Origin of the sequence: Agrobacterium sp. BT-220-3, assembly GCF_025910175.1 — a bacterium.
GTDB classification, from domain to species: domain Bacteria; phylum Pseudomonadota; class Alphaproteobacteria; order Rhizobiales; family Rhizobiaceae; genus Agrobacterium; species Agrobacterium oryzihabitans.
Genome location: NZ_JAPAIX010000020.1, coordinates 1 through 21,855 on the forward strand (window position 1 = coordinate 1; position 21,855 = coordinate 21,855).

The window sequence follows — 21,855 nt, forward strand, 5'->3', positions numbered from 1 at the left end:
GCAGACGCCGGATCAGGCTTACTTCAACGCGCTGGCACCAATGATGGTGGCAGCATAATCGAGGCGGAAATCCACTTAACAAAAAGCCCGAAACTGTTCAGACAAACCGAGCCACCTCTATCCCCGTGCCGATGATGGCGACAAGTGCCGCAGAGCCGAACGTTCGCCAGAGATGCCGATCGACCTTGTCCTTGAAACCACCATAGCCCTCGGCATCCGTGCCGGACATGCCGCCGATCTGAAGTGTCGAGCCGTTCGGGAAAATCAGGTCGGTCCAAACGACCAGCACGCGCTCCTGCCCGAATGACACCTTGGAATCGTAGCGGCCAAACAGCTTCGCGCCCTGCGGAATGAGCAACCGGTAGCCGGTGGCGCTGTCATAGACGTTCTGGCTAACCTGTGCCGAAATCCTGCCTGGAAGATCCGAGTTCAAGCCGGTGATCATTGTGGCCGGGATCACCGATCCACGCTTCAACTCGTAGGGCGAGAGCTGCGGGACGACCTGGTTCGGCAGGTAGCCAAGATCCTTGATGTCCTGATTGAAAAAATCCTCCTTCGACGTCTGCCCGTTCTGATCGACGTTCTGTCCGAGCAATCCGGACTTCATCGCAGCGCTGTAGAGATCGGATGCACTGTTCGTCGTGGCATTGAGCGGTTGACGGGCGTCCGTCTTGCTTTCGGAAGCGCTCTTCTGGACCTCGGAAACATCGACTTTGAGTGGGGAATCGAGCGCGGTCGCCCGCGCCTGGAGGCTCGCCATTCTCTGACGTTGCGCCTCGCGAAGGATCTGCTCGTCCTGTTCCCGCTTGAGCCGCGCCTTCCACTCGGCTTCGGGTTCGAGCTGCGATCGCCGTTCCGTCCGGACTTCATTCTGCCGCTCTACGACGGCCTCTCTCACCGGCTCGCGTTCGACAACGACCGGCGTCGGCTGAAACACTTCGCGTTGCTCCGGCTCGCCTATGATCCCGTCCGTCACGCCTCGTTTCAGTTGATCGCCAAACGTGGTCGCCGGTGACGCGGAGGTAGTGTCGAGCTCACTTTCACGGTTGAAGGAGAGACCGCGCCACGACAGGCCGACGATGACGACGCCGAAGAACAGCACGATGATGACGATCGCGACGATGATCGGCAGACGATTGAGGCGACGCATACTTTGTTGATCGTCAGCATTACCCGCCGCGCCGAGCTGGAGCGATTGAACCATGGTCTCTCCTCCCCTTAGTTTCGCTGCATGACCGAAAGCGGACTTGCCGGCGTCGCGCCGGCTGACGTCGCCGTGTAGGCGCGCCCGAGCGCGATGGCCGGCGTGCTGACTCGCGCCAGGACCTGTCCGTCGAAGCTGTCGACCGACCATGCGATCTCGACGGGTTTCTGATCCTTTCCGACCTTGCCGTCGGCGATGACAGTGTATCCCCATCCCCTCAGTGCGGCCTCAAGAGCGGCGGCGTATTCTGAGGTGTCCTTGTCCATTTTGAGCGTCGTGGTGCCGGCAGGTCCAACCTGTTCGGCGAGGCGGCTTGCCATATCGCCGGCGATCGCGCTCGCGGTGGCGCCAGTAACGGCGATTGGGGTGGAACTGGTGGTCACCGTGTCATCCGCAGTTTGGCAACCGGAAAGGATGGCAGTGATGATGACGGTGGCGATTGTCTTCTTCATTGATCAGCCTCCCCGCCGGATCGTAATTTTCTGCTGGCGCCAACCCACCCCGGAGACGAGCACGGCCTTGTCGACGGCGTAGTCGACGATCATCATGTCGTTCTTCATGCGGTAATTGACGATACGGTTCTGGCCGCCGCTGACGACGAACAGCACCGGCGCGTCCTGCCCGGAGATGGACCGAGGAAACTGGATGTAGGTTTTGGTGCCGTCGGAGTAGACGCGCTTCGGACGCCACGAAGCGCCGCCACTGACTGAATAGGAGAAGTTCAGCTTGTCCGGAGCGGTTCCCGGAATGCCGCCAGTCTCAAGCCGGGCATTGATATCGGCCAGTTTGGTCGACGCATCCTCCGGATACTCGAAGCCGATCCGGGCCATGTACTGGCTGGGATGGGATTTGAGCTGGATGTGATAGGTGCGCCGGGACGTCGTGACGACCATCGATGTGACGAGGCCGGCCTCCGACGGCTTTACGATCAGGTGGATTGCCTGCCCGCCGGTTGCCCCCGACGTCGCCGGTTCGACTTTCCAACGGACCGTGTCACCGACAAGCACGTCGCGGACGATTTCGCCGCCCTGCAATTCGATATCGCAAACCTGAAGCGGCGAGCAAATAACCGAAGGCTGGGTTTCGCCGAACAGAAAGATCACTTTTCCATCTGGCCCGGTCGTCACCAGGCCGGGCGTTCCCCGCCACTTCCGCGAGATGTTGGTCCCCTTCACCTCGTTCGACGTCATGCTTTGCGCAACAGCGCAATCCGCAAGGACGAGCCCCGCCATGCAGCCGACGGCCGCGATCAATCCTGTTTTGTGCATGTGAATACCCCTGCCCTTAAAGCTGTGCGGTCCAGTCGAAGTCCTGGACATAAAGACCGATCGGGTTGAGGCGGATGATCGCCTCATCTTGTGGCGCCGTCAGCGCGACCGTCGCGATGCCGCGGAACCGGCGCGTGCCGGTTTCTTTGCCCTTACGGTCACGTTCGTATTCCGTCCAGTCGATCTGGTAGGTCTGGTTGGACAGCGCGACAATGTTATTGACCTCGATGGCAACGGTCGATGTCTTCGCCTTCTCGAATGGTGAATTCCCGCGAAACCAGGCATTGATTTTCTGGGTCGAGGGATCGGACGTCCTGAGAAGCGCATAGGTCCGGTCGATATATTGCTTCTGTACCACCGCGTCGGGGGTGATCGACTTCAAGCTGGTGATGAAGTTGCCGAGTGTCGCGCGGACGACGCGGGCATCAGCGTACTCGATCTGCTGGGGGAAGCCTGCCGTCACCGAAGTGCCGAGCTTGTCGACCTCGACAATGTACGGCACGAGTTTGACCTGCGTGCTGAGATACATGGCATAGGTAAATCCGATGACGGCCATTGATAGTCCAAGAATGCCGACGATGCGCCACGCGCGCGCCGCCTGGACATAGGATCCATATCGTTCGGTCCATTCCTGCCGCGCGGCAAGGTAAGGGCTGTCGGGTGGCCGGTTTGCTGCCATCGCTTTCTGCCTTTCTGATGATTACTTGTCGTTTCGTTCCGGCGGCGTTTTGGGGACGACTTGACCCGTGCGGCTCCGGTCGAGCTTGGCGTTGGCAAGCCCCATGATCGATCCGGCATAGGCTCCGGGCGAACCGATCGCCTTTTCCTTGGCTGCCGACCCGGCTGCTTTACCGGCGGACCCGATTCCGGCTCCCATCCCGCGAAGTGCTGCGCCGGCAAATGAAGAGCCTGCTGCGCGTGCTGCCTGAGCCGCTGCGGCGCCGGCTCCGACCGCGCCCGCCGCGAGCGACGCTGCTCCAAGTGTAAATGATGCGGTCTGCCCCCCATGGCGGATGGCTTCCATGCCGCCAGAGACAGACGCTCCTTGAACGACGCCCTGGATAATCGTTGGCACATACATGGAGATGATAAACACGACGACCGATATGCCGGCGATCGCCAAAGTGGTGATGAACTGATCAGACTCAGCTGTCGGTGCCTGCGCCAGGCGGAGAAGGACTTCCGAGCCGATTTTCGCGATCATGACCAGTGCCATGAGCTTCATGCCGACCCCGAAGGCATAGACCAGATAGCGGACGGCAAAATCCTTCGTAAAGGACGAGCCACCCAAGCCGAGCATGATCATGCCCGCGAGCAGCCCCACATACATCTCCACCATGACCGCAACGAAGATCGCGGCAACGAGCGAGAAGCAAATCACGACGACCCCCATCGCCAGAACGGCGGCGATCGCAAGCGCGTTGTCCTCGAACACCCCGAACTTGGCCTGTTCGGACATCTGTGAAGCGACCCGTATACCGGCATCGAACACCTCGGCCGGAGAGGCGGATCCGCCGCCCGCGCCAATCTGATAGAGACTGTTGACGACATCCCTCGCAAGCGTTGGCCCCTGGGTGAGAACGAACGCGAAGAAGCCGATGAACATGATTCGTCGGACGAGTTCGGCGAACCAGCTTTCAAGGGATGCGGCCTGGATGGCAAGCCAGACTGCGGCGATGCCGACCTCGATCCCGGCGAGGATCCAGAACAGCGACCGTGCCGCGTCCATGATGGTGGTCTCCCATCCCTTCGCGGCAGCAGAGACTTGGTTCTCGAGTTCCGTCAGGACCTGTCCTTGCTGTGCGAACGCGGGAGTGGCCAGGACTAGGCAGGCTATGCCTCCGAGTAAGAGAGCCCGCTCAACGTTTTGCTTCACCATCGCGGCCGCATCTCCTGGCCTTTTTCGATCGGGGGAAGCTCCTTGGCTGTGCCGAAGAACTTCTCGCGGATGGCGCGTTGCTCGTCGCTCATCCCTGTTGTTGGGGCATCGGCCCGGACGAAATAGAAAGTGGCACCGGAGGTCGCCGCAGCGACCATGACCAGCACCATGACGATCAGGATCGGCCGGCTCACCAGCGTGGCTCCATCTTCTGGCCGCTCGGAATCGTGGAAACGTCGGCATTGAAGAATTTCTCACGCCGGGCCTGCGCGAGATCCTTGTCCGTCTGCTCGGTCTGGAGCCACGTGCCCATCATCGTCATCTGCTGCGAGACAAGACCACGCAGCTTCTGCATCTGGGAAACCTGCTGGGCGGCGATCTGGTGGCCGACCTGGAGGGCCTTCATCTGGCCGTCGGCCGACTCTGACATGGATCGCAGCGAACTCATCGTGCCTTCCTCGGTGTCAAACTGGTCTGCCGTGAGGCTCGCGGCCTTCAGCGTGCTGCCGATCGTGTCCCTGTTCGTGTCAGACCAGGATTGATAGGTGCTCGAGAACGATTCAGCATTGGGCAGATTGGTCTTCAGATCCGCATAGCTCTTGAACCGCTGCTGAAGCACGTCGTCGGCATTGCCCATCGAAAACGAGATGCTCTGCCCTTGCTCAACAATGCTTCGCAGACGGTTGAGATCGCTTTCGACCTGGCCCCAGATATGATCAGGGAGCTGCGCCGTGTTCTGCAGCATGTTCTCGTAGATCTTCAGCTGGTTTTGAATCTGTTCCGCGAGCTGGGTGATCTGCGTCAGCTGGTTATCGACCTGCAGACCTGAGCTTTTGAGGAGGTCGATGAGCTGGGCATTGTTGGCAAGCTGCGTCCATTCGGTGGCAGCGCCCGTTGCAGATCCGGCATGGGCGGAAGAAATCGGCGACAGTGCGATTGCTGCGGCTATCGTTGCGACCAACCAGTTACTGGACATTGAGGTGCGACGTGGCATCGTGAACTCCTCTCGATTGAAGCCAATGGGTTGGCCAGTCCTGGCCGTATTCCGCCTTCAGCGTGCGGATCCGCTTCAGGTCTTCCTTTCCGGATGCGCCCACAAAGCTCAGCGCCACTGGCCCGAGTGACATGTCGAAGAGCCGCCGTCCGTCTGGCGTGGCGACGTAATATTCACGCTTCGGGATGGCGCCCGAGACGATCTCGATCTGGCGCTCGTTGAACCCGATCCGCTCATAGAACTCGCGCGTCCCTGGCTCGCGTGCGGCGCCGTTCGGGAGGCAGATCTTCGTCGGGCAGGATTCTTTCAGCACGTCGATGATGCCCGAGCGCTCGGCGTCGGAGATCGATTGGGTCGCGAGTACCACAGCGCAATTGGCTTTCCGCAGCACCTTCAGCCATTCCCGGATCTTGTCACGAAAGACCGGATGCCCGAGCATCAGCCACGCCTCGTCGAGCAGTATCAGGCTAGGCGAGCCGTCCAGCCGCTTCTCGATCCGGTGGAAGAGGTAGGTGAGGACGGGCACGAGATTACGCTCGCCCATGTTCATGAGTTGCTCGATCTCGAAGCACTGAAACGCCCGGAGTGTCAGGCCGTCCTCTTCCGCGTCGAGGAGCTGGCCCATAGGGCCGTCGACGGTATAATGATGGAGCGCATCCTTGATCTCGCGCATCTGCACGCCGCTGACAAAGTCCGACAGCGACTTTCCGGGCGCTGTCGCCATCAGCCCGATCTGGCGTGAGATTGCATTACGATGATCGGGCGTGATGGTGACGCCCTGCAGGGCGACGAGCATCTCGATCCATTCGGTCGCCCAGGCCCGGTCGCCATCTGTTGAAAGATCGAAGAGCGGGCAGAACGCCAGCGCTCTCCCCTCCCCGTTCTGGTCATTGCCGATTTCATAGTGATCGCCGCCGGCAGCGAGCGTCAGCGGGAGGAGCGAGTTGCCCTTGTCGAAGGCAAAGATCTGCGCGAACTCGTATCGGCGGAATTGTGCCGCGATCAGAGCGAGAAGGGTCGATTTACCCGAGCCCGTCGGTCCAAATATCAGGGTGTGGCCGACATCGTCGACATGTAGGTTGAGGCGAAACGGCGTTGAGCCTGAGGCAACCTGCATCAGTGGCGGCGAGTTCGGCGGATAGAACGGGCACGGCGCCACCGGATTGCCCGACCAGACCGAGTTCAGCGGTACGAGGTCCGCCAGATTGCTCGTATTGATCAGCGGTTCGCGGATATTGGCGTACCAGTTTCCCGGCAGGCTGCCGAGAAAGGCATCTGTTGCGTTCAGGGTCTCGACGCGTGCACCGAAGCCCTCCGCCTGGACCAGTCGACGGATGGCCTCCGCCTTCTCCTGCAGGGCGTCGCGGTCTTCATCGAACAGGATCACGACGGGTGTATAGTAGCCGTATGCGACAAGCTGGGACGAGGCCTGTGCTATAGCGTCCTCGGTTTCCGCGACCATGGTCATGGCGTCTTGATCGACCGATCTGCTCTGCGTCTGGAAGAGCTGATCGAAAAAGGGGCGAACCTTCTGCTGCCATTTCTTCCGGGTCCGTTCGAGCTTCTGGCGCGCCTCTTCCGCATCGAGGAAGATGAACCGCGACGACCAGCGGTAGGTCAGCGGCATCAGATCGAGATTGTTGAGGATGCCGGGCCAGCTTTCCGCCGGTAAGCCATCGATAGCGACCACGGCGAGGAACCGGTTCTCGACCTTCGGAGTCAGACCATGCTCCAGCTCCGCCGTCGCCAGCCAGTCGAGATACATTGGGACATCAGGCAAGCGAACGGGATGGCTCTCCCCCGTAATGCAAAATCGCACGAACTGCAGGAGGTCGTCATAGCGCGCGACCCGCTCCCCTCCCCTTTCGCGGACCTCGCGGGTATGCATGCGGGCAATCGACAGGGTGTTGGCAAGGTATTGTTCGATTTCCCGGATCGCATTGCGGAACACGAACAGGACAGTGTCCGCATAGGATTTCTTACGGCTCTCCTCGTCCGAATAGATGTACTTGCTGAGCGCCGTCTTCTTCGACTCGAGTGGCCGGTGGGTCAGAATGATCGCGTGCTTGCTCTCGAAATGCCCCTGCTCGCGCCCGAAATGGGCCCGGCGCTCCGCATCGATCGCACGGGTGACAGGGTCCGGAAAATAGCACTGGCCCGGCGTGGGATACTCGACCGTCGGCACCCGGATCGCCTCGACCTGAATCATCCAGCCCGTCCCCAGACGCGACAGGATCGCATTGATCTGCCGGGAGAGCTCGTTGCGTTCAAGGTCGGTGGCGCTTTCGGAGTCCGGACCCGCGAAGTACCAGCCGGCCATCAGGCTGCCGTCCTTCAGGAGCAGGACGCCGTTGTCGACCAAGCCGGCATAGGGAACGAGATCAGCGAACGAGGGACCTGTCGCGCGGAAACGTTTGAGGGCAGCCATCATCACACCTCTAGTATCTTCGCCACGGCGCGGCCGTCGGCCGGTAGTGGGGCTTGTATGAAATGTGGCGGGCATAGACCTGCCGCATCAGCGGGTCGGATTTGGCCATCATGCGAAGCAGACCGACGATGACGATCCAGACGGCCACACCGAATAGCGCCGAGTAGACCGTCAGGACGACGAAGATCAGGATCACGGCCGCAAGCCCGGTGATCAGCACAAGCTCGCGGTCGGCGCCCATCAGGAGGTTTGGACGCGACAGCGCGCGATGAATGCGATTGCGGTGGAGGCTCACGATGCCCCCTCCCCCGCTTCATCATCTGAAACAACTTGCGTGACTTGATCCGTTGGCAGGCCGATCGATGCACCGGTGGCGCCAAAGAGGCCGACGATCGTCGTCGCACCCAGCAGAATGCCGGCGACCAGGACGACATACATCAGCCTGCGAGCGAAATCGTTCAGCTCGCCGCCGAAGATCAGCATCCCGCCGGCAATGGCGACGGCCGCGAGGGCGATGTAGCCGGCGACAGGTCCAGTGATGGATTCCTGGATCTGCTCGAGCGGCCCTTCCCATGGAAGACTGCCGCCGGAGCTGGCGAAAGCAGGCGACGCAGCGGCGATAATCGAGAAAGCTATCACAGCAAAGGCCAGGAGTGATCTCTTATGCTGCATCTCGGCTCTCCTCTGCATAGGGTTCCGTCTGGTACTGGCCGCCTGCAAAGCGGGTGACGTGAAGAATTTCGCTGATGCGCCGGCCCTTGGCCGTTCGCTCGATCGAGATGATCAGATCGACGGCGTCTCCGATGACAGCCTGCATCGGCTGATGGCTGGCCTCGGCGGTCAGCTGCTCGAGGCGCTGTAGTGCAGAGCGTGCGCTGTTGGAGTGGATCGTCGCGACTCCTCCGGGGTGTCCCGTATTCCAAGCCTTCAGCATGGTGAGCGCTGCGCCGTCGCGGACCTCGCCGACGATGATCCGATCCGGTCGGAGGCGCATCGTGCTCTTCAGGAGACGCGACATGTCGACCGCGTCGCTGGTGTGCAGGCTGACTGCGTTATCCGCAGCGCACTGGATCTCAGCGGTGTCTTCAAGAATGACGAGCCGATCGTCGGGGGAACTCGATACGATCTCCGCAAGGATCGCATTTGTGAGGGTGGTCTTGCCGGAACCCGTGCCGCCAGCAACGAGGATATTGAGCTTTGATGCTATTGCGCTTCGAATGACCTCGGCATGCTTTGCCGTCATCACCTTGCTCGACACATAATCGTCGAGGGGAATGAGGCGCGACGCACGACGCCGGATCGTGAACGATGGCCCGGAAACCACCGGCGGCAGCAATCCCTCGAAGCGGTGCCCGCCGATCGGCAGCTCGCCTGAAACGATAGGGCGATCGTCGTCGACCTCCGAGTTCAGGACATGGGCGACGCTGCCGATGACGGTTTCGGCGGCAGAGCGTGTCATTTCGCCAGCTGCGGCCATGCCGTGGCCGAGCCTTTCGATGAACAGGCGACCATCAGGATTGAGCATGATTTCGACGACGCTTGGGTCTTCGAGCGCGACGCACAGATGATCTCCCAGTGCGTTTTGCAGCTTGCTGACAAGACGGGGGAGTGAGCGGTTTTGGGTGCTAAGCATGATCAGGCCGCTTCCTTCTGATGGTGAGAGAAACTCGACGAGTAGATGCTGGGGCGAAGTCGATCGAAGCTCACCCAGTCTGCGGGGAGCAGGCCGGCGACGCTCTTCGTTTCGTTGATCTGGGCAGGTGGGCCGAGGCGGCTTAGCGGCCAACCGGCCCGACGGAGGATGCGCTCGAGTCTGACATCCGTGGCGGTTACGATTTCTCGGTAGCCATTGAGGACACTCCACTCGACGATACCGGCGAACATTGCGAGGGTCGCCGAATGCAGGCCCGCGTGCTCCCGCTCGGCAGCCGCATTTGTGTCCACGCAAAATCGGGAGCTCTCGACCATGCGATGGTGCGTAGGGAGTTGTCCCGTCTCCAGGAGTTGCGGAAATACCTTCTCCAGCATCGTGCCGCCGGTTGCCGGTAAGAGGCGAGCGCATCCAATCACCGCCTCGGAACGGTCAATGCATAGGACGTATGTCGGGCCTAGCTTGTCGAAACCGTCGATCTCGAGACCGGAGGTGCAACGAACTGTCCATGCCAGGCGACCGCGGAAAATGCGGGCGCGGAGCCGGTGCATTTCGTTTATGAGGCGGCGCTCAGTTTCGCTCTTTGGGTTCTTGATGGCGACGACGCGCATCGAGCAAATCTCCCTTGCGTTGGTGACGCAAGGAGGTTTTACGGGGCTAAGGAGTTCGATCTACTGCCAAAAGTGTTAGCGAGTGATTCTGCATGCCAGCCCCTCCGACCGCCTTTTTGCAAACAAAGAAGTCATCGAAGCACTAACAAAAGTGTTAGTGGCGCTGTGTTTCCAACCCAGCATTGTTCATCGCTAACCTGCCGATTCATAAACGAAATCTGCCGATTTTTTCTCCTCCGACAGTGGCAGGAGATGGCCGCGTTAACTATTGATTAACTTTAAATATCTTGCAAAACCCAATGGAATCGGTTGACCTATCCACGGCAAATCGCTGTGTTTACGAAAATTACCGTGTGTACGAGAGGACGTCGTGGAGAATCCCGCTCAGCTTCAGAAAGCTATCCATAAACTGATAGCCGCCCATGCGCGAGATCTGTCGGGGGCGCTTCACGAACATCGTGTGAAGTTGTACCCGCCTGAGGCTCGAAAGACGCTTCGTTCGTTCTCGTCAACCGAGGCCGCAAAGCTGATTGGAATCAACGACGGCTATCTCCGCCACTTGTCCCTTGAAGGAAAAGGACCCCAGCCTGAAATCGGGAACAACAATCGCCGATCCTATTCGGTCGAGACGATCCAGGCTCTCCGCGAGTATCTCGATGAGAACGGAAAGGGCGATCGACGATATTCACCTCGCCGGAGCGGACGCGAACACCTTCAGGTTATAACTGCCGTCAATTTCAAGGGTGGCTCCGGCAAGACGACAACCGCCGCCCATCTCGCTCAATTCCTGGCGTTGAACGGATATCGAGTGCTTGCGATTGATCTTGATCCGCAGGCGAGTATGTCCGCGCTCCACGGTTTCCAACCTGAGTTTGACGTCAAGGACAACGAGACACTCTATGGCGCGGTGCGCTACGACAGTGAACGACGCCCGTTGAAGGAGGTCATCAAGAAAACCTACTTCACCAATCTAGATCTCGTGCCGGGTAATTTGGAGCTCATGGAGTTTGAGCACGATACCGCGAAGGTTCTGGGCTCGAATGATCGCAAGAACATCTTCTTCACGCGCATGGACGAAGCAATCTCGTCAGTGGCCGATGACTACGACGTCGTTGTGGTGGATTGCCCCCCCCAGCTGGGCTTCCTGACGATATCGGCACTTTGTGCCGCGACAGCTGTTCTCGTGACTGTGCACCCGCAGATGTTGGATGTCATGTCGATGTGTCAGTTCCTGCTGATGACTTCGGAGCTCTTGAGCGTCGTCGCGGACGCAGGTGGCAGCATGAATTACGACTGGATGCGCTATCTTGTGACCCGCTACGAGCCTGGCGATGGCCCGCAAAACCAGATGGTCTCGTTCATGCGAACGATGTTCGGCGACCACGTTCTCAATCACCCGATGCTCAAGAGCACCGCGATTTCCGACGCTGGGATCACCAAACAGACCCTGTACGAGGTTAGCCGCGATCAGTTTACGAGAGCAACATATGACCGAGCGATGGAATCGCTCGACAACGTAAACAATGAAATCGAGCAGTTGATCCAGTCGTCATGGGGGCGAAAATAATGTCGACCTTGACCAATGTGACCTGCGCATCTGCAGAAAAGTTGCCAGCCGGAAACTTCGCGCTCAATCGCCTGGAAACCATAGGTGACTTGGCAATTGAAGCTGAGAAGAGAGGGACAAAAAATGGCTAGGAAACACCTTCTTTCCGATCTTGCGGGACCCAAGGCACAGAGTGCTGGCGAGGGTGAAGCTACGGTTCAGGATCCAGTCACGCCTCAATATGCACCTCGTGGAGCAATCGGTGCTGTTTCTCGTTCGATTGAGCTTTTGAAGTCTCAGTCGCTTACCGATCTTGACCCAGATCTCATTGATTCTCCGTCTGTGATCGATCGGCTTGACGAAGATGGCGAGCAGTTCGAGGAATTTGCGCGCAACATCCGGGAGAACGGGCAGCAAGTTCCAATTCTCGTCCGCCCTCACCCGTCCATCGATGGACGCTATCAAATCGCCTACGGACGTCGGCGCCTTCGTGCAGTCAAGGCTGCTGGGCTTAAAGTGAAAGCGGCTGTCAGGACGATGACGGACGATGAGCTTGTTTTGGCTCAAGGCCAAGAGAACAGCGCTCGCCAGGATCTCTCTTTCATCGAACGCGCGCTTTACGCGGCCGAACTCGAAGCAAAGGGGTTTCAACGGCCGGTGATTATGGCTGCCCTTGCGGTCGACAAAAGCAATCTGTCTCGCTTGATCCAAGCGGCTACCCAGTTGCCGGCCGATATTATCCGTGGCATTGGCGCGGCCCCGAAGACGGGCCGCGACAGGTGGGGTGAACTGGGTACACGGCTGAGCAAGGATGACGCCGCGGATAGGGCTCGAGCGCTGCTGTCCGATGAGGAAGTGAAAGCCCTCCCCTCGGACGAACGTTTCGCGCGGATTTTTGAGCTTGCCGCGCCCAAAAAGGTCAAGAAAGAGAAATCCGCTGCGACGACTTGGCAGGCTGATGACGGCGTAAAGGCCGCAAGCTTCCGCCAGGACAAGCGCACACTGACATTGATAATCGACAAAAAGGCTGCCCCAGAATTCGGGGACTACCTGATGTCGATGCTCCCGGAAATCTACGCCTCGTTCAAGAAAACGAAGCAGTAGTTCGGACCCAACGAGGAAAGGATCGTTAGAGCAAAGAAAAAGCCCTCCGAAACGGTGTTCCAGAAGGCCTCTCTCAGTTTGGTCGCTTAGAGAATCGCACTTCCCGGAATCACAGTCAAGAGTCAGCGCCACACTGGCGTAGCCTTTTCTTTGCCTTGTGAAAGGTGAGAACATGGAAACGGGATACATAACGACGCCCTTTGGGCGGCGGCCGATGACGCTTGCCTTGGTGAAGAGGCAGGTAGAGACGGAACAGGCCGAGTTGACGAGGTCAATCGACAAATGGCGAGTGTTTCGCGACGTCGGTGACGCCCGCTCGCGCCTTGGCCTTCAGGACCGTGCGCTTGCGGTATTGAACGCCCTCCTTTCCTTCCATCCGGGAGCCGAGCTTTGCCACGATAAGAATCTTATCGTGTTTCCGTCGAATGCCCAGTTGTCTGCCCGTTCCAACGGTATCGCGGGAACGACGCTTCGTAAGTGCCTGCGAATGCTCGTAGACGCTGGGATCATCATCAGAAAGGATAGCCCAAACGGCAAACGCTATGCCCGCAAGGGAAACGAAGGCAGTATTGAGGACGCATACGGTTTCAGCTTGGCGCCTCTGATCGCGCGAGCGAGCGAGTTTGCATCCCTCGCCCAGGATGTTGCCGCAGAGCGGCGCCGTTTCCGCATTACGAAGGACCGTCTCACAATCGTTCGCCGGGACGTTCGCAAGCTCATCACTGTAGGGATGGAAGAAAATCTCCCTGGTGATTGGGCGGCTGCGGAGGCCCGTTTTGTCGAGATCGTTGGACGTTTCGTTCGGCACCCGACGTTGAAGGATTTGACTGCAAGCCTCGACGAAATGTCTCTGTTGCATGAAGAAGTCTCCAGGATGCTGGAAACTCAGGAAAAAACCAAAAAAAGCGATGGCAATGACATCGCATCTGGATGCCACATACAGAATTCAAATACCGAATCTTTCAATGAACTTGAACCTCGCTTCGAAAAGAAGCAGGGCGAAAAGTCAGAGCCAACGAAACGGCCGAAACGGAATGGCGAACCGGAGGTGTTCCCGTTATCGATGGTGCTACGCGCCTGCCCCGAAATCTCAAACTTTGGGCCTGGCGGGTCCATCGGGAGTTGGCGCGAGCTGATGTCGGCCGCGGTTACGGTTAAATCCATGCTTGGTGTCAGCCCGTCCGCCTACGAAGAATGCTGTGAGGTGATGGGGCAAGCTGGCGCGGCAATAGCGATCGGCTGCATCTACGAACGGGCAGGCCATATCAATTCGGCTGGGGGCTATCTGCGGGATCTGACCGCGAAGGCGCGGCGTGGGGAATTTTCGCTTGGGCCAATGCTGTTCGCGCAGCTGAGGGCAAATTCCGAACTTACCCGGTCATCGGCATAACCATGGGGATTACGTAACAAAGATCGTAACATATTGAAAAAAATGGATAATATCCAAAAGTTTCCGGCTGGCAACTCATTCGTAACACTCGGTGCAGGTGAAATGATACAGGGGGCAACGGGAGCCGATCTCGTCCTCGGCCTGATAGAAATGAAAGTACCATTTAGGCGGCAGCAATTCTCGGATGCGGCGCTTAGCTACCAATGTTAAGGAGGATAATTGCAATTTTGACCGCTGGACTCTCTGATGCCGAAGATACGTAGCTTGAGATATTTGACCCGTCAGGGCGATCAGCGGCTATTGGAGTTTCACGACGGCAATCTTGACCCCGGTTTCCAGATGACACTGCTCACTGGACAGAACGGGTCACAGAAAAGCTCCGTCCTTCGCGACCTCGTATCTGCGATTGTTCTGCCAACCGATAAAGCGAACGTGACGTTCCACGGTGTTCCCGGCATCTCAGTTGAGGCGCCGGTTATTTGCTTCTCCGAAAATGCTCAGTGGGCGAAATACAGAATATGACGTCCCAAACTATCACTACATTGGGCAGCGGGCAGGTACGAACCTGCTAAGTAAGAAACTGCCACTAGAGACAGCAGTCACTTTTGCCCTGAATCCGGCAGTGAGCGATCGATTTCTGGATCCATTTTTCGAAAAGGCATTCTCGCTTTCAGGCCTCAATCCTTCTCTCTCGCTCGATATCCGCTACGAGCAGAGATTCAAAAAGCGGTTCCCTTCAATCACTCCCCGGGAAATTCTTGAGCGTGCCCTGAGCGGATACAGGGAACCGAATTCTCGCGGTGAGATATCGCTGGCAGCCGCGCAAAGTGTTAGGGAAGAATTCTCAGACCTCGACTTCAATGTGTTGACCGCACTTATCGATGAACGGAGGGGAAAGTTCTCCAAAATTACGCTGAGCAAAAATAGCGCGGTCACCACGCAGGAGAACCTCGCGGTCAGACTCGGCCTAATGCTGGATATCTTGGTGATCGATCGTGCGACCGTTCGGCGCGATGGTGAGGAGGAGTTCTCGGTTTATGAGCTGAGCTCTGGCGAATATCACATGCTGACGAGCCTGCTTGCTCTGGGCTTTTCCGTGACCGCTGGCTCCATCGTTCTTGTTGACGAGCCCGAGAACAGTCTTCATCCCCATTGGCAACAAGAGTTCATGGCCACGCTGCTTGAAATATGCCGCGTTATGGAAGACGGCCATCTTGTTGTTTCTACGCACTCTCCACTCATTGTGGCGAGCGCGAAGCCTGGGAGCATGATCGTCGACCTAACTGTTCCCAGAGATGTCACGCCAGCTCAACCTGCACCTTTCGGAGCTTCCAGCGACAGCATTCTGCTCGACCAGTTCGGGATTGCCTCGAGTAGAAATCTGTACGTGGTCGAACTCGTCCAACAAGCTGTCGACTTAGTTGAGCGAGATCTCGCCGGGACACCTGAATACGCGGCATTGCGTCCGAAGCTAAGGGATCTTTTCGCGGCTCTGCAGAAGGATGACCCCTTGCGCACAGTCATAGGCGCCCTGCTGGAAGGTGAGGGCGGTGAATGAATATCGGTTTTGAAAGAATCGACCCTACTCCATCCTATGCATTGGGAATTACCGCGGCTTCGTTCGCAGGACTCCCATGGACTAGTAAGGCGGCGATCGTCACCGCATTCAAAACTTCTTTGAAACTTGAACTCAGATCCACCCAACGGGGTCTCTGCTGCTATTGCCGACGGCCGCTCCCCTCGGATCCACCCGCTACACATCTGGAGCACTTTATAGAGAAGGCAGCTTGGCCGCATTTTGCGTTCGAAATCCGCAATCTTGCCCTGTCTTGCTCAACGTGTAACGGCAAAAAGAATGAGGCTTACGCGCTGCTTTGTGGTCGTTTGACAAGACGCGCTTCAAAGAATGTTCCTAATCCGGCTAAAGTGGTGAGGTGCCCTGTATTGGTCAGCAATGTAGCACCGGTCGCTATCACGTCTTCGGCGGACTTTCGATGGGTCCATCCCCACCTTGATACCTTCAGCGAACACATCACCGTTCGCAAGGGATACGTTTTCCAGAAGCGCACAATGAAGGGTCACAGAACCATCAAAGGCTTAGAGCTCAATTCGGTCGGAAGACTTGAGCACCGAGCCGCGATAGAAAAGCTTTCTTTGAGAACGGGTCCCATATCCCTAACCATCGGTTTGGCAGCCCAGTTGCAATTCAACTCGCCTTCACAAGTTTATATGATGGCCGCAGAAGTTATCCGTGGGAAGCTCAAGGGTGCCCAGGGACGATGAGGGGATGTTCTGCCTTGCCATGGCGACGTTGTAAGGGAACGACATCGTCAATATCGAGTAGGCCGCTTGCAAAACAGTCGATTGCGGCGCTCGCAAAGACGGTTGGCTAGGTTTTGCCTTCAGACTTGAGCTAGCCGGTCTGGTACCGGCCATCACCTTACCGGATGATGCGCTCCTCCAGGAGCTTCGATTCCACACGGCGATCTCTATAACCCATTCGCGGACAGCCATCTGATTTCAGGAGAGCAGGCAGCCAGGAGGTTGCCAGCTTTTGTTCAGGAGCCTTCCTGGTCCCACTCACGCTTGAGATATCTTCGACCTATCTCGCAGAACTCGAGCCGTGTGGCTCCGAGCAGCCCCATTTGCCGAGCGACGGCGATTTTTCCGTCGAGGTTCGGATCGTGCTGCCACCATTGCGGTCGCCATGCCTGGACGATTGCATTGAACACCCGCATCTCTGCTGTCGTGGTTTCAAAAAGCAGCTTGTAGCTATGGGCAGCGCCGTAGATCGTCATCACGATGTAGTCGACCGAAAAGTCGTTCTCGACCGTGAGATCGGAGGATGAGTGCTTAAGAAAATTGTAGGAATGCCGCAGCCCGGCGAACACCTCGTGTTCAAGATCAGGTGGGACCTCTGCGTCCTTCAGCATCGCTCGTACGCTGTTCAATCCCACGTCGTCGCGACCTTTGCCGATGGCTTCCATGATGTGCGTTGCGGCGCTTGCTAGCACGTGCGCCGAGATCGGATCCTCGTCGATCAGGAAGAGCCTGATCGCTGCATTAATCTCGCGCTCGCAGATTGCTTGCCTGTTTAGCCGAAGGTATTCGATGTCGGGATTTTCTTCGGCGAGCGGCAAAGCGGCGCGCTGGTCCATCGACACGGGCATTTTTCGGCGTGCCATATCTCGATTTCCTTTTTGCGGTGTGGTCTTGTGGTCCGCACATTCGCACCATCTGATTTTTCTGGCAATTTCGGCGTATCAATGACGATCGAACCGGGCACATTCTCTGAAATCGAACAGGAGGCAATTGTCCTCAGTGCTGTCGTCAGCATGGTCGACGATATGGTCAATCACGCCATCTTCTGTCCTCTTGACGAGAAGCGTACTGATACCAACCTCCTTCCACAGACCGCCGGAAGCTTACGGCAGTTCGGAACCTTTCTCCGGGATTTTCTGTCACCGGTGACTGGTAAGGGTGGCTCGCCCCTACCATTTGACCTGCCCAAGCCGCCAAAGGATGGCAGCAAAGTCGATCACACAACACTCTACTATCTAAAGCGCGTCTGCGAGAAGCCGTTGATCGGAACGAAAATCGACCACCTCAGTCGGATCGTGCAGGAGTTCAGCGACTGGCTTGAGGCCTATGCTTTCGTCGAGGAAGTCTGGTTCGGCAATATCAGTCAGAAGGTGGATCTGCGGATCAAACGGATCGACTTTATCCGGATGAGTGGTGATATAGGAAAGCACAACTTCCTGCGGTTGGCCGGGCAAGCCAATACCCTCCGTAGGATCTTGGGAGATAACAACGTCGAGATCGATGAGAGCGATGCTTACTTGGCGCTGCCAGATTGCTGGGATTGGTTCCACACCCACCTGCTCGCTTACCACGCCAGCACAATTGCGGAGTTCTTGAACAACATCCGTTATGCGATCCGGCTCTACATCACCCCGGTGGCTCTTGAACGATACAAAGTGACAGGGAATGTCGATGGCTTGGAGTTATTCACGTTCGAACGGCCAACCGAGATCGTCAATAGGTTTGCTTGGGCCCAGTTCTTCGAGCTAATGCAGGGATCGCTCCGACAGCCGAATTTTCCGCCGTTTAGCGTGGCTCGAACAATGAAGATGCGGTTCTGACCGGAAATAATATTAAAATACCGGACGTCTGATTTCCTCTGGCCGCGACGCAGCAAGTTAGGCATTGGCTACGATTATCGCGCGGGCTCGGTTAGAGTATACGAGCTGCACGTCCATTTCGCCGTGTCGCACTGTTATAGTAACTAGACGCCTGCTGCACTGATCGATGGCGTGACTGTTCCATGGCTTCTTGCAGTGGAATTCCGAGATTGGCGGCTTCCGTTAGGTATCCGGATCGCAGCCCGTGCGCCGAAAACTCCTCACTGTCCAACCCGGCCATCTCCGCCCGCTGCTTGACAATCGCATTGACCGCGCCTGCCTCTAACGCCCGCTTCGACACATTGCCCCAGCGATCGACCTTTCGGAACACGCTGCCACTGTCAATTTTTGCCAATGCGATCCAGGCATCAAGCGCCTCGACCGGCCGGCCGGTGAGATAGACGACCTCGTCGTGATCGGCGCCGGAGGTTTTGGTGCGGCCGAGATGGATGGCGCGAGAGGGGAGGTGAGGTCCAGTTTCGGTCTCGATCGGCGGCTCGACGGTGATCTGCTCGACACGCAATCCGGCAATCTCGCTACGCCGACGGCCGCCGGAGGCAAACGCGACCATGAGGATCGCCCGGTCCCTGACGTCCCGTAGGCTTTCCGTAGCGCAGGTCGCTAGCATTTTTGCCAACACGTCGCCGGTCACCGCTTTGGCGCTCTTCCGCTTTCGTGGCCGAGGCATCGCCCGGACGGCGAGGCGGATGGCGGACTTGAGGGCCGGGGAGGCGAAGGCGCCTGGGAGCCCTCGCCATTTCGTCAGCGTCGACCAGGATGCCAGCCGTCGGCGCACGGTGTCCGGCGCATGCGGCCCGGCGGTGCGCAAAAATCCCTGATCGCGGAGGTTTTGGGAAACGGCTTCCGGCATGCCATGGTCCGGATCAGACTTTCGCTTCTCCGGATCCCACAGGTGGTGGGCAACGAATTTCAAAAGCATCGCTTCTGGGGCAGGCCAGGGCAGCGACTTTCCGGTGGCGGCAAGAGACCAGGCCTGCAGGTAAGCAAGATCTGACGTCAGGGCGCGAAGCGTGTTTTCGCCCATGCCCTCGTTGACCAGATGCTTGAGGGTTTGGATATCCCGGTCTGTAAGCAATTCGGCCAGTTCGTCACGCCGCTCCATCGGCAGGACGGCGGCAATCGTGTCGAGCTCTTCGGCGCGACGCTCGACCGGTGACTTTTGGCTTGAAGATGGCAAGCGCGCCTCCAAAACGTTGCTTCGAGACGGCGCTTCGACCGTCCAATGACACGACTTTTTCTGATTTGCGACTCGAAATCAATAAGCCTCGATAAGGTTTACTTATCGATGGTTTAAAACCCAGCCGTTAATCATACCATGTGACGAACTTGATTATTCAACTAGAGTTCGTTTAGCAAATCGTTTACCATAAAATCAATGGCTTACGATGTCGGTAGATTGGCAATTTTGAACCTTTTGGAACCGGCGTTCCGCGCCGGCATCGCGCTCACCCGTCTTGACGAGCGTATCGCCCGCTCGAGCGTCGGAGCTGGCTTCCTCGAGCGTACCCAGTTCACCGACGCCTGCGCCTCGCTGTGGATCGACGGCGAACTCGTCCATATCGAGGACCTGGTCCTCCACGATGCCACAAAGGATATTCGCACACCGACGCATGAGCTGACAATTGCCCGCGACGTGCTGCGCACCCGTCGGCGCATTTCTGGGCAATCGCCGGATTGGGCCTTGTCCGCAGAGGGTATCCGAACTTTGCGACAGACGTCGGACATCATTCAGACGGGCGCCGAAGCGGTTGATCCAGCTGGTACCACCAAACGCGTCGTCGCGGGCTTTCCAATAGGGGAAGGAGTGGATGACGACGACATCGGAAGTCTCCACGGCGTCGATTACGCCGCCATTGATGCGATCCTCGCGCGCTCTGACGCCGCGATCGAACGAGCCAGAAACCCTGGCCGGGCTCCGGCCGATCCGATGATTTACGATCTCGACTGGGATGAGGATGCCCGCCTCGACGAATGGCGTGGCGTGCTGCGCCAGGCTCAACATTTGCCGGCGATGCTGCAGGCGATCGTTGCCCTTGATACCTGGAACGAACTGTCCGTGCTGCAGCACGCGCCGTGGCTTGGCCGGCTCCTTTGCGCCTCCATCTTGAGAGAAGCCGGTATCACCACCGGTGCCCATCTCGCCGCCGTCAACCTCGGCCTGAAAACCATTCGGGTCGATCGCCGCCGGAGCCGCGATCGGGAGACGCGACTGCTCGCCATCGCGCACGGCCTTCTGGCGGCCGCCGAGATCGGCATTAACGAGCATGACCGTCTGACGCTCGTGAAAACGATGATGGACCGAAAGCTGGAGGGGCGGCGGGCGTCGTCAAAGCTGCCGGAACTGGTCGAACTCGTCATGGCCAAACCGCTGGTGTCCGCCGGCATGGTGGCGAAAACGCTGGACGTCACGCCGCAGGCGGCGCGGCGGATTGTTTTGGAGCTTGGCTTGCGCGAGATGACGGGGAGGGGGAGGTTTCGGGCATGGGGTATTCTCTAGTTGCCGTCGTTGGCCTGCCCAGATCTTCGGTCAGCAGCTGCGGCAATTTCATTCAGTTTTCGATCAGCCCCGCGCCGCCTCGGCCTCTTCATCGCCCAGCTCGTTGAAATCAATCGGCTGCACTGCGTCTTGTGGCGGGTTTTCAAACTGCCGAAAACGCTTCATGCGGACGTGATGCTGCAAGCTATTCTCGATCTCATGCACAAGGCCACCGACCGCTTGGCTAACGCGGGACAACTCAATGGGCTCGAAGGTGTGCACCTGGCCGGTGTCCTTGCTCCGACCGTTGCGATGGACCAAATCATGCCTGATCTTGATCATCTCGGCCAAGGCCTCTTTCCGTGCAGCGTTAGCAAACACATTAATCCCGAAAGCGTCTTTGTAGATGGACTGGACCGCATCGAGCTTGTGATACAGGAAATCACGGAGATATTTGAGCGCCTGCTTCCTGGCGATGTCAGGATGTCCAAGCACGGAATGGACAGGCACCGTCATCGACTTCAAGGGCTGGTGCTTGAGCACGAATTCGCGCAGTACCTCATCGTCGTAGGATATAAGGTCTATTAGGCGATCGCAGAGATAGGCCTCCATGATCGCGATGTGGTTGGCGTACAGCATCCGGTATTGGGACTGTTCAAGCCGTTCGACCGGAAGCTCGAGCCTGGCGAGACCGGACAGTCCCGACGACGATCGCAAGAAAATCCGATAAGGGTCGTCGAGCTCCGGAGAATGGAGGAACATCTCGTATTCTTCTTCGTCCTCGATCGTCGGCGGATAATAAAGCGCGACCTTCAGATCGCGGTCTTCCGGGGCGGCGATCTCATAGTAGTTTGCACCATATGCGGTTATCGTGAACTCAATTTCTTCCCCGCAGGAGCACTGCCCGACGCATTCCGTTTCGTCGACAGCGTCACCTCTGGAATCAGCCGTCTCGTCGAAGCAGGGCAGCTCGCAGTCTTCGAAGACAACCGAGGCGCAGGATGGACAACGGTAGGCAATGTATGAAGCGTCGGACATTGTTCAGCTCATGAAGCAAGGAATCGTTCTGCTACAGCCATAATCTACAACCTGCGTCGTGGGC

Annotated in this window: 22 protein-coding genes; 7 read left to right on the forward strand and 15 right to left on the reverse strand. The window is 58.0% G+C overall.

What is annotated here, in order from left to right:
• Positions 1-97 precede the first annotated feature (97 nt).
• The 12 genes from trbI to traI are packed head-to-tail and all read right to left on the reverse strand — an operon-like array spanning position 98 to position 10,035.
• Positions 98-1,204, reverse strand: a complete 1,107-nt coding sequence (gene trbI / locus OK142_RS24150; RefSeq protein ID WP_498685654.1) for an IncP-type conjugal transfer protein TrbI — start codon at positions 1,202-1,204, stop codon at positions 98-100.
• Between the two features lie 14 nt (positions 1,205-1,218).
• Positions 1,219-1,656 (reverse strand): conjugal transfer protein TrbH, encoded by a 438-nt coding sequence (gene trbH / locus OK142_RS24155; RefSeq protein ID WP_498685655.1) that lies wholly within the window; start codon positions 1,654-1,656, stop codon positions 1,219-1,221.
• Positions 1,657-1,659: 3 nt separating this feature from the next.
• Positions 1,660-2,472 (reverse strand): P-type conjugative transfer protein TrbG, encoded by an 813-nt coding sequence (trbG, locus tag OK142_RS24160; RefSeq protein WP_498685656.1) that lies wholly within the window; start codon positions 2,470-2,472, stop codon positions 1,660-1,662.
• 16 nt (positions 2,473-2,488) lie between these two features.
• Positions 2,489-3,151: a conjugal transfer protein TrbF gene (locus OK142_RS24165; protein WP_062428114.1), complete on the reverse strand. Its 663-nt coding sequence runs from the start codon at positions 3,149-3,151 to the stop codon at positions 2,489-2,491.
• 21 nt (positions 3,152-3,172) lie between these two features.
• Positions 3,173-4,351 carry a P-type conjugative transfer protein TrbL gene (gene trbL, locus OK142_RS24170; protein ID WP_498685657.1) on the reverse strand — a complete coding sequence of 393 codons (1,179 nt, stop codon included), beginning with the start codon at positions 4,349-4,351 and terminating at the stop codon, positions 3,173-3,175.
• The gene (gene trbK / locus OK142_RS24175; RefSeq protein ID WP_471889442.1) at positions 4,345-4,545 is read right to left on the reverse strand and encodes an entry exclusion protein TrbK; all 201 of its coding nucleotides are present in this window, start codon (positions 4,543-4,545) and stop codon (positions 4,345-4,347) included. Before trbK ends, trbL begins: the two co-directional genes overlap by 7 nt.
• The gene (gene trbJ, locus OK142_RS24180; RefSeq protein WP_498685658.1) at positions 4,542-5,345 is read right to left on the reverse strand and encodes a P-type conjugative transfer protein TrbJ; all 804 of its coding nucleotides are present in this window, start codon (positions 5,343-5,345) and stop codon (positions 4,542-4,544) included. Before trbJ ends, trbK begins: the two co-directional genes overlap by 4 nt.
• The gene (locus OK142_RS24185; RefSeq protein WP_498685669.1) at positions 5,317-7,773 is read right to left on the reverse strand and encodes a conjugal transfer protein TrbE; all 2,457 of its coding nucleotides are present in this window, start codon (positions 7,771-7,773) and stop codon (positions 5,317-5,319) included. The genes trbJ and OK142_RS24185 overlap by 29 nt, the downstream gene beginning before the upstream one ends.
• Positions 7,774-7,783: 10 nt before the next feature.
• Positions 7,784-8,071, reverse strand: coding sequence for a conjugal transfer protein TrbD (locus tag OK142_RS24190; protein WP_471889505.1), 288 nt, complete (start codon positions 8,069-8,071; stop codon positions 7,784-7,786).
• Positions 8,065-8,445 carry a TrbC/VirB2 family protein gene (locus OK142_RS24195; RefSeq protein WP_498685659.1) on the reverse strand — a complete coding sequence of 127 codons (381 nt, stop codon included), beginning with the start codon at positions 8,443-8,445 and terminating at the stop codon, positions 8,065-8,067. The genes OK142_RS24190 and OK142_RS24195 overlap by 7 nt, the downstream gene beginning before the upstream one ends.
• Positions 8,435-9,406: a P-type conjugative transfer ATPase TrbB gene (gene trbB, locus OK142_RS24200; RefSeq protein ID WP_498685660.1), complete on the reverse strand. Its 972-nt coding sequence runs from the start codon at positions 9,404-9,406 to the stop codon at positions 8,435-8,437. Before trbB ends, OK142_RS24195 begins: the two co-directional genes overlap by 11 nt.
• Positions 9,407-9,408: 2 nt before the next feature.
• Positions 9,409-10,035, reverse strand: coding sequence for an acyl-homoserine-lactone synthase (gene traI / locus OK142_RS24205; RefSeq protein ID WP_498685661.1), 627 nt, complete (start codon positions 10,033-10,035; stop codon positions 9,409-9,411).
• A 370-nt stretch (positions 10,036-10,405) separates the two neighbouring features.
• On the opposite strand from traI, the gene repA reads away from it, so the two are divergent.
• The 5 genes from repA to OK142_RS24230 all read left to right on the forward strand — a co-directional run bounded on the left by repA (position 10,406) and on the right by OK142_RS24230 (position 16,358).
• Positions 10,406-11,602, forward strand: coding sequence for a plasmid partitioning protein RepA (gene repA, locus OK142_RS24210; RefSeq protein WP_111793712.1), 1,197 nt, complete (start codon positions 10,406-10,408; stop codon positions 11,600-11,602).
• A gap of 84 nt (positions 11,603-11,686) precedes the next feature.
• Positions 11,687-12,685: a plasmid partitioning protein RepB gene (gene repB, locus OK142_RS24215; protein ID WP_498685662.1), complete on the forward strand. Its 999-nt coding sequence runs from the start codon at positions 11,687-11,689 to the stop codon at positions 12,683-12,685.
• Positions 12,686-12,857: 172 nt separating this feature from the next.
• On the forward strand, positions 12,858-14,075 hold the full coding sequence (gene repC / locus OK142_RS24220; RefSeq protein WP_111793710.1) for a plasmid replication protein RepC: 1,218 nt from the start codon (positions 12,858-12,860) through the stop codon (positions 14,073-14,075).
• A gap of 622 nt (positions 14,076-14,697) precedes the next feature.
• Positions 14,698-15,633, forward strand: a complete 936-nt coding sequence (locus OK142_RS24225) for an AAA family ATPase (RefSeq protein WP_336510036.1) — start codon at positions 14,698-14,700, stop codon at positions 15,631-15,633.
• The gene (locus OK142_RS24230; RefSeq protein WP_111793708.1) at positions 15,630-16,358 is read left to right on the forward strand and encodes an HNH endonuclease; all 729 of its coding nucleotides are present in this window, start codon (positions 15,630-15,632) and stop codon (positions 16,356-16,358) included. Before OK142_RS24225 ends, OK142_RS24230 begins: the two co-directional genes overlap by 4 nt.
• A 275-nt stretch (positions 16,359-16,633) precedes the next feature.
• On the opposite strand, the gene OK142_RS24235 is transcribed toward OK142_RS24230, so the two are convergent.
• The gene (locus tag OK142_RS24235; protein ID WP_112934546.1) at positions 16,634-17,260 is read right to left on the reverse strand and encodes a hypothetical protein; all 627 of its coding nucleotides are present in this window, start codon (positions 17,258-17,260) and stop codon (positions 16,634-16,636) included.
• 81 nt (positions 17,261-17,341) lie between these two features.
• Between OK142_RS24235 and OK142_RS24240 the strand changes: the two genes are divergently transcribed.
• Entirely contained in the window at positions 17,342-18,217 is an 876-nt protein-coding gene (locus OK142_RS24240; RefSeq protein ID WP_498685663.1) for a hypothetical protein, read from the forward strand.
• A gap of 91 nt (positions 18,218-18,308) precedes the next feature.
• Here OK142_RS24240 and OK142_RS24245 read toward each other — a convergent pair whose 3' ends face one another.
• Positions 18,309-19,454: a site-specific integrase gene (locus OK142_RS24245; protein ID WP_498685664.1), complete on the reverse strand. Its 1,146-nt coding sequence runs from the start codon at positions 19,452-19,454 to the stop codon at positions 18,309-18,311.
• A 198-nt stretch (positions 19,455-19,652) separates the two neighbouring features.
• On the opposite strand from OK142_RS24245, the gene OK142_RS24250 reads away from it, so the two are divergent.
• Complete coding sequence (locus OK142_RS24250) at positions 19,653-20,774, forward strand: RHE_PE00001 family protein (RefSeq protein ID WP_498685665.1); 1,122 nt, start codon at positions 19,653-19,655, stop codon at positions 20,772-20,774.
• Between the two features lie 63 nt (positions 20,775-20,837).
• Here OK142_RS24250 and OK142_RS24255 read toward each other — a convergent pair whose 3' ends face one another.
• Positions 20,838-21,791 (reverse strand): hypothetical protein, encoded by a 954-nt coding sequence (locus tag OK142_RS24255; protein WP_037093528.1) that lies wholly within the window; start codon positions 21,789-21,791, stop codon positions 20,838-20,840.
• Positions 21,792-21,855: the final 64 nt, after the last annotated feature.